This window comes from Enterococcus sp. LJL90, from assembly GCF_056924355.1.
Genome location: NZ_JBXPBQ010000002.1, coordinates 81,829 through 94,348, shown reverse-complemented (window position 1 = coordinate 94,348; position 12,520 = coordinate 81,829). Strand labels below are relative to the sequence as shown.

The window sequence follows — 12,520 nt, the reverse complement described above, 5'->3', positions numbered from 1 at the left end:
TTGCAATGATGTCGATCATTACCTCTTAAACTCGTTAACGGTGAGTTGCCGTTGATATTGCTATCAAATCTACAAAAGAGCAATTTAACCGACTCTTATCCTGCTCTCAGCAATGCAGGATTTTCTGTGAAGAGTGAAAATTAAATCATATTTTTGCTACTGAAATTATATGAAAAACTTCTGGAAATGTCAAAGGAAAGTTTAGCTTAAAGCGAATAAAACCCGTTCACTAGAAAATAGACTTGAACCGCTATACGCCAATTCCAGGCCGGTAATTTCTAAACTTTCCGGGACCGTATAGGCTAAAAAGCCCCGCGTTTCAATTCCCGGATTCATCGATTCAAAGGAAATGTTGTCTGATAGGCCCAATAAAGTTGTCGGCGAATATTGCGCCCCTGCTTCATCAATTACCCTAAAATCACTGGTGGAAAACGAGCCCATACTGTCAGAAGTGTTCATGACAGTTAAATAGACTAGCAAATATTTTGTTCCCTCGTCAGCTGTATAACTCAGCAAATCGGATTCACGAATCTCCCGTTCCATACGAATCTCCGTGACAGCGATACGAAATTCTTCTCCGTCGTAGCTTTCAAAAACTGGCACAACTGTTTCAGATGCCGCCTCTGAAGATTCTGTGGAAGCGTCCGTGCTGTCATCAGTAGCAGTTTCAGTAGTTGCTGTCTCAGAGCTTCCCTCTGAGGACTGACTGCTGTTGGCTGAACTTCCCTCAGAATTAATTGTTGAAAACGTTGGCTCATTGTCTCCATCACTGGCTGCATTGAAGCCAAACACTCCAATAGCCCCAAGTATAACGGCAACTACAATAAAAACATCCACCAATGGCTTTTTATAAAAAGCCGTTAAGCGGCGGGCTGGTATCAAGCGATAGCGAACTTTTTTCAGATTCATCGCAGCCGCAATGATGTATAGAATAAAGGCTGGGAGAAATAAAAAGGCCGGTAAAATAATCATCATCACAGAGGCGATAATCCCACAGATGTGACCGCCATACCCTAGCTTGTATTGGCTGTTGTAATGCAGACCGATAATGTGCAAGATTAATGATGCAGTAAAACAGACGGTTAAAAATCCTAAAAAGGCCCCGCTCGACAAAATTGCCGAGACGAATAAAGCAATTAAGTACACAAAACAAAAAATACTATTGAAGATAGCCAAAATACCACTGGCTAAATTAAAAGGCAATAACTTTTGGCTGTATTGACTTTTTTTGCGCTTGCGTTTTTTTCTCGGCTGCGCTGGCTTAGTCGGCCGTTTGTTCCCATCCTTCATAGGCATAGGCTTCCTCCTAAAATAAATTTAGTCATCCTTTATCTATTTTAGCAGATTTCTGCTGAAATTAATGTTTTTTTACTAGCTTCACGCTTCAATAATGACGGCTTTACGATAGAGATACTTGCTAGGATCTAATTTTTCCTGCGGGTTCAAGGCCTTACCGCTGTGATAATAAGAAGCTAGTGGCAACATATTGACAATTGGGTAGAAAGCTTCCCCATAATCATCCATTTTTAAAACCTGCGGACTTCGGGTTAATTCCAAACGAGATTTTGTGGCATCAAAAACTAGCCCAAACATGTTGGCAAGGCTGATTTGATTTTGAATCATCCGTCGGGAGATACTCTCGTCAAAGACTAATTCATTGCCCCAACGGAATAATCGGCGGGTGCCAGCACCCACCGCAAACTCCCATTGGTCTTCCGTTAAGAGCTCAAAGGCATATTTATTTAAAACTTTTTCCTGTTCAAAATAATTCCAATTATGATGACGGTAAATCCGGTAGCTTTCTCCGCCGGCAGTTAATTCCATAAAGAATTTTTCTTCCTTGAGGGCGCTGCGGGGAAATGACCAGCTTAAAGATTCCTCGGCAGAAAGCTCAGGATAAATAATATTTTTAATCTGGGTTTCAAATAAATTATAGCTGCCGATATCACCGGTAAATTCACCGGTAATCATATTCAAAGTACCCATGTAGGAAGTACCAGCTGGTAAAGAATACTTTTGGACCAGCATTGGCGGTACACTTACCCGTCTTAAAGGTGTCGTATAATCATTAATATACTGGCCGATTGATTCTAAATCACTGAAATCATATTCAGTCTCAACAGCCAGCTTTAATTTGCGGGGATTTTTCTGATCGGAAATAATTTCAAAAGGCGGCAGCCCCTTGACACCTAAATCCCAGCCTAAAATTGCTTCTGAATTGCCGGGAACTAAAAGAAATTCCTCATCGTTAATTTTTAAAGAGAAGGTCCGGCTCTTTATGCCAAATAATTCGTGCTCCTCTAGGCGAACATCAGAAATTTTTAATAAAGGTGAGACAAAATACATCGTCACCTGATTCATCACCATCGTTTTTTCTTGATCTGTCAGTTTTTTCCAAACGGACCACTCTAGCATTGAAATGAAATCCACAAAGTCTGCTCCCTTCAAATGTTTATGCTAATATAGTATAGCATAATAAAAAGGCGGTGTTTTAAAAATGGGGATTTTATGGGGTCACAAGGCTTGGCTGAAAGCCAGCGCATTTTACCTACGCTATCAGATTTTTGTTTTAGAACAAGGGATCAAGCCGACCGATGAATTTGATGCATTAGATGACAACGAGAGAATTTACGGCGTAGCGTTTATCGCAGGACGGCCGGTCGCCACGATTCGCTGGCAGCTGGATTCACCGAGTCAGCTGCATCCAGACCGTTTTTGTGTTGCCAAAGAGTATCGCCGCCAAGGCATCGGCAAAACGCTCTTTACCGAACTAGAAAAACGCGGCGTGGCTGCCGGCTGTAAAACTTCCATTTTATCTGCTGAAATGACCGCTGCAAATTTTTACCAAAAATTAGGCTACAAGACTGTCTCCAAACCTTTTTACGAGGATGGAATTTTATGTGTCTCCATGAAAAAAGATTTACTTGAAACGAATGAGTAACGGAAAATTTTTAACGTTGCTCTTACCAATAAAAAAATACAAATCAAAAGCACTTCATCCTGTCTGAAAAACCGGATGAAGTGCTTTTATTTTCAAAATCAGCAGCAGTTAGCTATTGGAATTTTTCTTGTTCTTGCGGGTCGTCCGACCTTCTTGACGGCGAGCCACTTTGCGTTTTTGTTTATTGCTTTCTGAGATAGCCCGATTAATTTTGCGTTTGTAGCCGGGTTTGACTTTTTTCTTTTTCTTTTTCACCAGACCGATTAAAGTCGGATCTAAAACATCCCGGGATTTTTCCCGTTTGTCCCGGCGATTACGGTCATAGGTTTCGACAATCTCACAATTTTTAATTTCCCGCGGTTCAAATTTTACGCCGATTTTTTCTAGAGCAATCACCGCTTGTTCTTCACTTGGGTCATACAAGGTGATGGCAATTCCCGGCAGACCATTACGGCCAGTCCGCCCCACTCGATGGATAAAGAATTCCAAATCATCCGGAATTTCGGCATTGATGACATGGGAGACGCCTTCAATATCAATCCCCCGAGCAGCTAAATCAGTCGCCACGACATATTGGTATTCTAAATTTTGCACTTGGCGCATCACCCGCTTGCGTTCCCGCGGAGTGATATCCCCATGAATCTTGGCAACCTTTAAGCCTTTGCTCTTCAAAAATCCAGTCAGCTCATCCACCCGCTGTTTAGTATTGGCAAAGACAATCGCCAAATACGGATGGCCAATCGTCAGCAATTGATGAATTAATTGATTGCGATTTTTTCCTTTAGTGGAAATCAGCCAATTATCAATGGTCTCTGAAATCACCGCTTTGGGACGAATTTCTTCAATCAAAGGGTTTTCCATATACTTGCGGAGGAAGGGCCGCAATTTTTCCGGAATCGTCGCTGAAAAAACCAGCATTTGGATTTTTTCCGGTAATCGAGCGGCAATCTGATCGACTTCCGTTAAAAAGCCCATGTCTAATGTCATATCAGCTTCATCGACAACAAAGGCAAAAGCTGTGTGAATTTTTAAAGCCTGCTCGTTCATCATGTCTAAAATGCGGCCTGGTGTGCCCACGACCACATGGGGCTGTTGAAATTTCAAACGGTCTAATTGCCGCTGTTTATCCGTACCGCCGACAAAATTTGTCACACGAATCTCCGGATTAGAAAATTTAGCAATTTGCAATGCTGCTTGATAAATCTGTCCGGCCAACTCACGGCTGGGAGCAGTAATTACAACCTGCACTTCATCAAGGGCCGGATTAATTTTATCCATTAGCGGTAATAAAAACGTATGGGTTTTTCCAGAACCGGTTTGTGATTGACCCACCACGCTCCGACCTTTTTGAATGACTGGAATTAATTTTTCCTGCACTTCTGTCGGCTGTTGGAAACCTTTGTCTGCCAATGCCGTGTAAATAAAATCTTGAAACGTAAATTCTTTAAAATCTGTCAAGGTGACACCTCTTTTCTTAAATCATCTTGTGGATTATAACACAGTTTCGCTGCTACTCGTAAAAAAATTATTCCTCCAAATGATCCTCTGCCACTTCTTCGGCTAATTTTCGATTGTAGACTCGGCTGATAACATGGGTATGGCTGGCTTTTTCATAAAACAAGACTCGCTTGCGTAAAATAAAAGCTAAAAGGATATTGACGACATATAACAGGCTTAAGATGGCTGTGAAAATAAACACCAAGAGAGCTACCACCTGCACATTATGATTGCTATCATTCAGATAAGGGACTAATGCTCCACTGATACGACCTAAATAATTAAACACCAAATATAACAAGCTATATCTAACAAATAAAGCCCATAGAGAAACCCGGGCACGCCCTTCTTGAACAATTTGTATTTTAACTAGGCGTTTGCCTGGAGTCGCCCCCTTCAGCAAATAATTTAACAGCACCCAATACAATAAAATCTGGACAGTATAACCAATAAAGGTCGAATCATTGATGCTCCAGTCTTGATTGATTAACAATAAAATCATCGCTGCAAAGAAATAGACAACGGAAATAATCAGCCAATCAATCACCAACGCCACCAGCCGGCGAATTAAAGTAACCTGCTGACCTTTGGCATAAGCAGATTCGTCCATCTGCTGGCGGGTGGGTAGCATAAAGGTAAAGAGGGGCGTAAATAAATACCCCAAAGTCCCCCCCAAGGTATTATGAAACAAATCATTGACATCAAATAAACGATAAGGCCGCGGATAAATAAAGTACAGCCCAGATAATTGGGTCAACTCAAAAAACAATGACAAACAAAAGCTGAACAAAATTGTCTTCTTCAGACTAAATTTAAAATAATATCTTAGAAAAATCCCAAAAGGAAAAAGTAGCAAAATATTAAACATCGGTTCTAAAAAGACCTCTTGCCGTAATGCAGGCAGATAGGTGCTTGGCTCACTAATTCTAAAAACAGTCTGGGAAAGAAAATCACTTAACGATTTTCCAAAAACCAAATTATATCTTGGGCCGGTCATCTCAGCCACCGCTTCTCTGGCGGGAAGCGGTAAAATCACCAGAAAATATGCACATAGCAAATAAAAGACAAAAGCATAAAGAATCAAGCCCCGACTAATAGTAAAGCGGCCATAGCGGCGATATTGTATTACAAAAAAAGGCAATGAGACTAATAAAGCGATAAAAGGAAACCAAAGAATGGCATTTAAAATTGGCATCGTATAAGCGTTCATTGACTGCTCCTTCAATTAATTTTTTTTCAAAAACAAACGACTTAAACGGCTCATTTCCATTAAAACATTTTGAAAAAATTTGCCTGTTGTTTTCTTAGAGTATACCCGATTTTTTGATAAAAGCGGTGAGCTTCAACTCGTTCGGCTCCAGAATTCAGTCGAACACCGGCAAAACCGGCCGCTTGCCCCCATTCTTCAGCAAAACTGACGAGCTGACGGCCAACACCTTGCCCTTGGGCCTGCTTCGCAACGGCTAAGCCAAGAATATTCAGCAGCGGTGCAAAATAAACAGTCTGATATTCTTCAAATTGAATAAAGCCCATCACATTTTTTTCATCAGCTGCCACAAACAAATGATTATCCGAAAGTTGACTGACAGTTTCTAGACGTTCTGCTAAAAAGTCCTCGGTTAACTGATAGCCTAAATCCTCTGAGATAATTTGGGCCAACATTTGATGGTCTTCTACTTGCACCTCTCTAATTACAATTGCCATTTTATTTTCCTCCTACAAAAAAACTGCAACATAAGCCCGTTGATAAACTTAACCGAAGTTAATCCCCCCTTTACTAAAAACTACAAAGAGTACAAAATTAATTTTTGGATAAGTCATCTAAAAAGGTCTTAAGTCACAGCTTAGTTCATGTTATCAAAATTCATTATTTTCCAAATTCAAAAATCCGCGATTTAATTTGATGCTTCTCTTTGTCAACTTGACTGAGTGTTTTCAAATCTAAAAACACTAAATTTTCATCGACAATAATATAATGATTGCGATTTAAGGCTTCTTCAATCAAGGACAACACATCTTCTTCACTACCGGTTTTGTCAACAATATTACTAATCGCCTCAATAACTTGATCATCTTGTAAAAGATAATACTCGCTTAAATATTTATAAACAGCAACATGGTATTTTTTTTCCTGCAAGTCACTGTCCACTAAAAAGCAGCATTCAGCAACATAGGTCAGTTGGCGGATTAATTCCTTGAGCTTGACTACTTGTTGGAAATACATCTTAAAGCCCCCTTTCAACTTTTCTGATGAATCCAGATCCTAAAAAGAACTGTTTGGTTCTTGGAGAAAAGCAATCTCAGCCGGTGTGGAACTCCGTCCTAAAATCTGATTGCGGTGGGGGTAACGGCCGAATTTTTCAATAATTGCCCAGTGTTTCTCTTCAAATTCAAGATTGTTTTCCATGCCCGGTTCAGTGAAGAGCTCTCTGGCAATTTTATGCATCATCGGTGACTCCGAATGCATAAATGGCATGTAAAGAAAACTTCTTTGCAGCGTTGTCAATTGATCTAGTTGCGGATTTTTCAGCGCTTCTTGCGCTAAAATCAAAGCCTGACCATCAAAAGCAAAGCTTTCCGCCTGTCCCCGATAAATATTCCGAGAAAATTGATCCAAGACGATAATTTCGGCTAAACGGCCAGCAATTGTTGTTCGCCATTCATAAGTTTCACCGCGAGACACCGCTAGTAACGTAGCGCTAAAACGTTCTTTAATCTTATCATCAAGGGTCTCATCTTTTTTAAACCATTGTTCTGGTGTCAACTCTTCAAACCAAAACTGAAGCACTTCATTTGCAGTTACCAAAAACTTCCCTCTTTCCCCTTAAACACATAAGTTAAATCAGTTACATCTGATAATAGTTCAATAATTATTTCTCTCTTCTACCGCTAGTGTCTATCAAAAATGCAAAAAAGGCAAGAAATAACACTTTAAAAGGTTTCCAAAAAAACCTTTTAAAGTGGCAATTATTGATAAATATTTACTAAATCAAGACTTTTATTCCGTTGTCGGCCATTCATAAAAAAACTCTTTTAAAAAATCTTCCATAAATTCAGTCCGTCGCTGTCCTTCTATTCTAGCGGCTTCCGTATTCATTGTAGCTGCTAATAAAAGCAGCTTCTCGTAAAAATGATTGATAACTGTTGAACCTTTGCGATAATCCGATTTGCTTTGGTAATCGATTGGCTTAATGTCCGGATCATGAATCGGGTGCCCCTTTTTGCCACCGAAATAAGCAGTTCGCAAAATCCCGACAGCACCTAAGGCATCCAAACGATCGGCATCCTGAACGAGTTGCCCTTCTAAGCTCAAACGAATTTCCTTTTTATCTAAAGATTTTGAAAAGGACATATTTTGTAAAATGTCCAAAATAGCTACAACCTGCTCCTCTGATAACTTTATAGAAATTAAAAAATTTCGCAATTCCAAATAAGCAGCTTGTTCATCGGTTACCACTTTATCATCGACCGTATCATGCAGATAGGCGGCGGCCACAGTGACAAAAGCATCTGCTTGCGTTTCTGTCTTTAACAACAATTCTACGTTGGCCACTACTCGTAAAATATGGTCAAAGCCATGACCGGAAAAATCTTGAGCCATTTTTCCCTTGGCGTAATCATAAATGGCGCGCATTTTATTTTCCATAAATTCCTCCGACAAAAAACCGCAGCAAAGTGACTTCAACAGCTGAAATATTTTTAAAGCCGTTGAACCTATTTTGCTGCAGTTTATTTTTTTAGTCTGTTACATTATAAACAGGATAATACATCGCTTTTAAATAATTTAACAAGTATTGTGGATTCAAGCTCTCACCAGTCGCATCTTTAATCAATTGATTTGGTTTGCGGCTAGCGCCATATTGATGAATATTTTCAGTCAACCATTTGCGGATTGGCGAATAATCCTCTGATTTTAAAATCTCATCAAAGGGCAGCTCTTGAATCATTTTATGATGCAATTGGGCAGCATACATGTAGCCTAAGGCGTAAGATGGGAAATAGCCAAAGCTGCCCCCCGCCCAATGGACATCCTGCAAGACACCTTCTAAATCATCCTTTGGTGCCACACCTAAGTATTCCTGATATTTTTGATTCCAAACAGCTGGAATATCCGCCACAGCTAAATTCTCATTGAAAATCATTTTTTCAATCTCATAACGGATAATAATATGAATCGGATAGGTCAAACTGTCCGATTCAATCCGGATTAAGCTGGCCTTGGTTTCCTTTGAACCCTTATAAAAAGTCTCAAAGTCAATGTCTTTAAAGGTATCACCGGTGATTTCAATAAACAAAGGAAATTGTTTTTCCCAGAAATTACGATTGCCGCCGATAATTAATTCATTGAAAAGGGATTGGGACTCATGGATGCCCATCGAAGTGCCCGCATACAAAGGGGTATAAGCGTATTTTTTATCAATATTTTGTTCGTACATGCCATGACCTGCTTCATGAATCACGCCAAAGGTCGCCATCGTAAAATCATTTTCATGCCAACGGGTGGTGATTCTTGCATCATCAGGATTAATTCCGGTCATAAAAGGATGCACCGTGTCATCTAAACGCCCACGAGAAAAATCAAAGCCCAACTGAGTGATCACTTTTCTAACAAATTCCTCCTGCTGCTCACGGGAAACATACCGGCTTAGAAAATCAGTTCTTGGCGCTGTGCCAGTCGCTAATTTTTCTCTAATTTCCGTAATCCCTGTCAACACTTGGTCAAAAACTTGATCCAAAATTTCAGTCGTCATCTCTGGTTCATATTGATTCAACAAAACATCATAAGGCGTTTTTTCATCTTTTTGCCAATAAGGAATAAATTCCTTCGTAAAGTGAATGTTTTCTGCTAAAGCTGTTTCAAAATCGGCAAAACTTTTGCTGCTGCGGGCCTGTTGCCAAGCGCTATCCGCCATTGAAATGGCTTTGCTATAAGCCTGCATCTGCTCAACTGGAATCGCATGATTCAAGTCAAATTCCTCTTTGACTTTTTGATAGGCCGCTTGACCGACTTCACTCAGCTCTGTTGGGTGTTCAGCAAAAAAAGTTAAATACTCCTGCATTTTTGGCCCAATTTCTTTTTCAAATTTCAATTTAGTCAAATAGCCAACTGTTTCGCCGCGATATTCACTGGCTTTTTGAGGCATGCCCGTTTGCATATCCCATTCTAAAATAGCTAAAGCCTGCTGAAGAACATTAATTTCTTTTAATTCATTTAAAAAATCTGCTTCTAACATTTCAACACATCCTTAATCTACTTTTTTGACCCGTGGCGGCCGTTCACCCCAATATTGGAATAAATCTGTCCGCAAAGCTCCATTGTACAATTTGCGCTTTTTAGTCGCTTTAGCGCCATAATATTCCTCAAAGGCTAAATCGCTGGTTAAAATATATTTACTCCAGGTTTTCAAAGGACGAAAGACGGTGCCCATTTCTTTGTAGAGACGGCGGACACTCTCCTCTTCACCTAAACGTTCACCATACGGCGGATTGGCAACTAGCACACCGTATTCTTTTTCCGTTTTGAAATCTTTGACCGCTTGTTGTTTAAAAGTGATGGAATCTCCCAAGCCAATTTCATCTGCGTTGGCTTTTGCGATTTCAATTAATTGCCCGTTGATATCAGAACCCGTGATATCTAATTGCACGTCATAATCCGCCGCTTCATCCGCTTCTTTTCTGACTGCTTCAAACACGTCTGGTGTAAACCAAGGCCAAGCTTCACAGGCAAATTCGCGATTGAAGCCTGGAGCGATATTATGCCCGATTAAAGCTGCTTCAATACACAGCGTTCCGGAACCGCAAACTGGATCATAAAACGGGCGATATTTGCGCCAATTGGTCAGCATCACTAAAGCTGCCGCCATGTTTTCTTTTAAAGGAGCGCCGCCTTTTTCCAAACGATAGCCCCGTTTAAACAAACTAGGACCAGTAGTATCTAAAGTCACCATTACATGATCTTTTAATAAAGCAACTTCTAATTTGTATAAAGCCCCTGTCTCAGCAAAGGGCACACTGGCAGGACGGTGATACACCTGCCGTAATCTTTCAACAATCGCTTTTTTGGTGATGGCCTGACAATCGGGTACGCTATACAATTTCGATTTAATTGATTTACCGGCTACTGGAAAATTAGCATCCAGCGGTAAAAAATCTTCCCACGGCAAAGCTTTGACCTTTTCAAATAATTCATCAAAGGTAAAGGCATCGAATTCCCCCACCACAATTTTAATGCGGTCCGCTGTTCGCAGCCACAAATTGGTTTTCGCAATGGTCGTTAAATCCCCTTGAAAACGAGCGCGACCATTCTCAACTTGGCATTCAATCCCTAAATCCCGTAGCTCTTTGCCGACAAGAGCCTCTAAACCGCTGGCAGCTGTTGCCACTAAATTAAATTTTTGTCCCATCATATGCTCCTTTAATTTAATAAAAACTCCTCTAAATTACGTATGTTTTTCCAATCATAATAAAATGCATTCATAAATTTTTTCTGTAAGTTGATTACTACTTAGTTTTATCAAAAGAGTTGCTTAAAAGCAATCTTTTCCCATGCAAATTTTTTTCAAAACAAAAACCTCCAACAAGCGTTGGAGGTCCCCTGAGCTATGATTTTCTATAAGCCATGTTTTGTCCTGTTCATCTCCAGGGAGAAATAAACAGGGGTCATCATCTATCTCCAGTTAAAACTGGCTCCTTCATTCGTTCATTTCCTACTAAAAAGAGTGCCCCTACCGTTGTTTGGGTTGCTCGCTCGAGGGGTTTACCGCGTTCCACCGTCAGGATTTCTCCAGACGCTTCGTCACTGTGGCACTTTCAAGAATACTTCAGCATAGCCGAAGCCTTAGCTGTTTTTTCTGCCGTTACCAAAATTGGTACCTTAGCTTATGGTTTCGCTAAGCACGAACACTACAGACATCGCAGTCTGTGCGAGCATGGACTTTCCTCAGCTAAAAAATTAGCCGCGATCACCCGAAAATCATAAAATTTCTTAAAATAAGCGGGTTTTATCCAACTCAGAACTATTATCTGCATTGGAATAATTTTCAGCATTGACAGAACTTCTTGAAGGACTGCTGTAGCCACCACTAAAATTTTCTTCTTGATTAATTTTGCTGCCAAAGACTTCTTTTTCTAAGTTTGACAAGCGTTTTAAAATATCAAAGTTAGTCACAGTCGTGCTCTTATTGTCTGATGAAACTCTTGACGCGACTTCGTTTGATTTCGCTAATTGACCAACACGGGCGTTTAAACGCTCGTTTTCTTCTCTTAAGCCAATCAATTGTTTATTGAAGTATTCATAGTCTTTAATAATATTATCTAAAAACTCATCTACCTCTGCAGGATCGTAGCCCCGCATTTTTGTTTTGAATTCCTGTTGTAAAATATCTTTGGGGCTATAATTGGGGTTTGCCATCTTCTATTTACACCTCGTTATTGGTTCTTAATGTTTTCCTGTATCATTGTATTAAAAAAAACCTATAAAATCAAATAGATTCTGTCATTCATAAGGGTTTTCTAAAGAATTCTGTAAATCCTCAAAGGTAATTTGGATGATTTCATAGGGAAATCTTTCTTGAAATTGTTTGGCATCTCGATAAAAAAATTCCGGCTTACCGGGGGCTTCCTCGTCAAACAAAATGACACAGCCGCCAGAATGCTCTAATAAAAATTTGGTGTGATTTCGCAGCTGTTGCGGATTTTGATAAGGCTTGTGGCTAGTGCTGTCAACAAAATCAGCGAGACTTTTAACGAGGGCTAATTTTTGCTGATTATTCTCATTCCATTGCTGACCAAAATCAGCAAAAGGAAAAATTAAGCCTAAACGTAATTCTGGATAGTCCTCTTTTAATTCTGAAACCACCTCAACTCCCCAGATTTCTGTTCCTAATTGTCCACTGGTTAAGACCCATTCTAAACCGTTCTCAACGTAGGGCAGCAGCGTCATTTTTAAACTTTTCTTAATGACCGCAACTTTCGGGTCTTTATCTTGAAAAACCCCTAGCTCAAAGCTGCGATAGCCGGTTAAGACCAAGGTTTTAATCACATCCATCGCTGATTCTTTCCTCCCTAACTTTTTTTCTGGTA

Annotated in this window: 13 protein-coding genes and 1 other RNA gene; 1 reads left to right on the top strand and 13 read right to left on the bottom strand. The window is 40.1% G+C overall.

What is annotated here, in order from left to right; translation table 11 throughout:
- Positions 1 to 201 precede the first annotated feature (201 nt).
- Positions 202 to 1,296, bottom strand: coding sequence for a DUF4352 domain-containing protein (locus AC1Z3S_RS05325; RefSeq protein ID WP_461739493.1), 1,095 nt, complete (start codon positions 1,294 to 1,296; stop codon positions 202 to 204).
- A gap of 81 nt (positions 1,297 to 1,377) precedes the next feature.
- Positions 1,378 to 2,430 (bottom strand): DUF7278 family profilin-like fold-containing protein, encoded by a 1,053-nt coding sequence (locus AC1Z3S_RS05320; protein ID WP_461739492.1) that lies wholly within the window; start codon positions 2,428 to 2,430, stop codon positions 1,378 to 1,380.
- Between the two features lie 67 nt (positions 2,431 to 2,497).
- Here AC1Z3S_RS05320 and AC1Z3S_RS05315 point away from each other — a divergent pair, with 67 nt between their 5' ends.
- Positions 2,498 to 2,941 carry a GNAT family N-acetyltransferase gene (locus tag AC1Z3S_RS05315; protein ID WP_461739491.1) on the top strand — a complete coding sequence of 148 codons (444 nt, stop codon included), beginning with the start codon at positions 2,498 to 2,500 and terminating at the stop codon, positions 2,939 to 2,941.
- A 108-nt stretch (positions 2,942 to 3,049) separates the two neighbouring features.
- Here the strand turns inward: AC1Z3S_RS05315 and AC1Z3S_RS05310 are convergent, their stop codons facing one another.
- The 11 genes from AC1Z3S_RS05310 to AC1Z3S_RS05260 form a co-directional block, all read right to left on the bottom strand.
- On the bottom strand, positions 3,050 to 4,399 hold the full coding sequence (locus AC1Z3S_RS05310) for a DEAD/DEAH box helicase (RefSeq protein WP_461739490.1): 1,350 nt from the start codon (positions 4,397 to 4,399) through the stop codon (positions 3,050 to 3,052).
- A gap of 67 nt (positions 4,400 to 4,466) precedes the next feature.
- The gene (locus AC1Z3S_RS05305; protein ID WP_461739489.1) at positions 4,467 to 5,648 is read right to left on the bottom strand and encodes a VanZ family protein; all 1,182 of its coding nucleotides are present in this window, start codon (positions 5,646 to 5,648) and stop codon (positions 4,467 to 4,469) included.
- Between the two features lie 59 nt (positions 5,649 to 5,707).
- Complete coding sequence (locus tag AC1Z3S_RS05300) at positions 5,708 to 6,142, bottom strand: GNAT family N-acetyltransferase (RefSeq protein ID WP_461739488.1); 435 nt, start codon at positions 6,140 to 6,142, stop codon at positions 5,708 to 5,710.
- A 163-nt stretch (positions 6,143 to 6,305) separates the two neighbouring features.
- Positions 6,306 to 6,662 carry a hypothetical protein gene (locus AC1Z3S_RS05295; RefSeq protein ID WP_461736656.1) on the bottom strand — a complete coding sequence of 119 codons (357 nt, stop codon included), beginning with the start codon at positions 6,660 to 6,662 and terminating at the stop codon, positions 6,306 to 6,308.
- Positions 6,663 to 6,701: 39 nt separating this feature from the next.
- The gene (locus AC1Z3S_RS05290; RefSeq protein WP_461739487.1) at positions 6,702 to 7,244 is read right to left on the bottom strand and encodes a DUF924 family protein; all 543 of its coding nucleotides are present in this window, start codon (positions 7,242 to 7,244) and stop codon (positions 6,702 to 6,704) included.
- A 192-nt stretch (positions 7,245 to 7,436) separates the two neighbouring features.
- Entirely contained in the window at positions 7,437 to 8,084 is a 648-nt protein-coding gene (locus AC1Z3S_RS05285) for an HD domain-containing protein (protein WP_461739486.1), read from the bottom strand.
- Between the two features lie 91 nt (positions 8,085 to 8,175).
- The gene (locus tag AC1Z3S_RS05280) at positions 8,176 to 9,672 is read right to left on the bottom strand and encodes a carboxypeptidase M32 (RefSeq protein ID WP_461739485.1); all 1,497 of its coding nucleotides are present in this window, start codon (positions 9,670 to 9,672) and stop codon (positions 8,176 to 8,178) included.
- A gap of 12 nt (positions 9,673 to 9,684) precedes the next feature.
- Entirely contained in the window at positions 9,685 to 10,842 is a 1,158-nt protein-coding gene (locus tag AC1Z3S_RS05275; protein ID WP_461739484.1) for a THUMP domain-containing class I SAM-dependent RNA methyltransferase, read from the bottom strand.
- 204 nt (positions 10,843 to 11,046) lie between these two features.
- An RNA gene (gene rnpB, locus AC1Z3S_RS05270) (RNase P RNA component class B) lies at positions 11,047 to 11,412 on the bottom strand.
- Between the two features lie 11 nt (positions 11,413 to 11,423).
- A complete protein-coding gene (gpsB, locus tag AC1Z3S_RS05265) occupies positions 11,424 to 11,849 on the bottom strand; it encodes a cell division regulator GpsB (RefSeq protein WP_461736661.1) in 426 nt (141 codons plus the stop codon).
- An 84-nt stretch (positions 11,850 to 11,933) separates the two neighbouring features.
- A complete protein-coding gene (locus AC1Z3S_RS05260) occupies positions 11,934 to 12,485 on the bottom strand; it encodes an SLOG family protein (protein WP_461739483.1) in 552 nt (183 codons plus the stop codon).
- Between the last annotated feature and the right edge of the window lie 35 nt (positions 12,486 to 12,520).

What these genes read in the sequence shown, in the direction of transcription:
- AC1Z3S_RS05285 (WP_461739486.1), bottom strand. Translation starts at nt 8,084, where the DNA reads ATGGAAAATAAAATGCGCGCCATTTATGATTACGCCAAGGGAAAAATG.
- AC1Z3S_RS05260 (WP_461739483.1), bottom strand. Translation starts at nt 12,485, where the DNA reads ATGGATGTGATTAAAACCTTGGTCTTAACCGGCTATCGCAGCTTTGAG.
- AC1Z3S_RS05325 (WP_461739493.1), bottom strand. Translation starts at nt 1,296, where the DNA reads ATGCCTATGAAGGATGGGAACAAACGGCCGACTAAGCCAGCGCAGCCG.
- AC1Z3S_RS05275 (WP_461739484.1), bottom strand. Translation starts at nt 10,842, where the DNA reads ATGGGACAAAAATTTAATTTAGTGGCAACAGCTGCCAGCGGTTTAGAG.
- AC1Z3S_RS05300 (WP_461739488.1), bottom strand. Translation starts at nt 6,142, where the DNA reads ATGGCAATTGTAATTAGAGAGGTGCAAGTAGAAGACCATCAAATGTTG.
- gpsB (WP_461736661.1), bottom strand. Translation starts at nt 11,849, where the DNA reads ATGGCAAACCCCAATTATAGCCCCAAAGATATTTTACAACAGGAATTC.
- AC1Z3S_RS05280 (WP_461739485.1), bottom strand. Translation starts at nt 9,672, where the DNA reads ATGTTAGAAGCAGATTTTTTAAATGAATTAAAAGAAATTAATGTTCTT.
- AC1Z3S_RS05305 (WP_461739489.1), bottom strand. Translation starts at nt 5,648, where the DNA reads ATGAACGCTTATACGATGCCAATTTTAAATGCCATTCTTTGGTTTCCT.
- AC1Z3S_RS05315 (WP_461739491.1), top strand. Translation starts at nt 2,498, where the DNA reads ATGGGGATTTTATGGGGTCACAAGGCTTGGCTGAAAGCCAGCGCATTT.
- AC1Z3S_RS05295 (WP_461736656.1), bottom strand. Translation starts at nt 6,662, where the DNA reads ATGTATTTCCAACAAGTAGTCAAGCTCAAGGAATTAATCCGCCAACTG.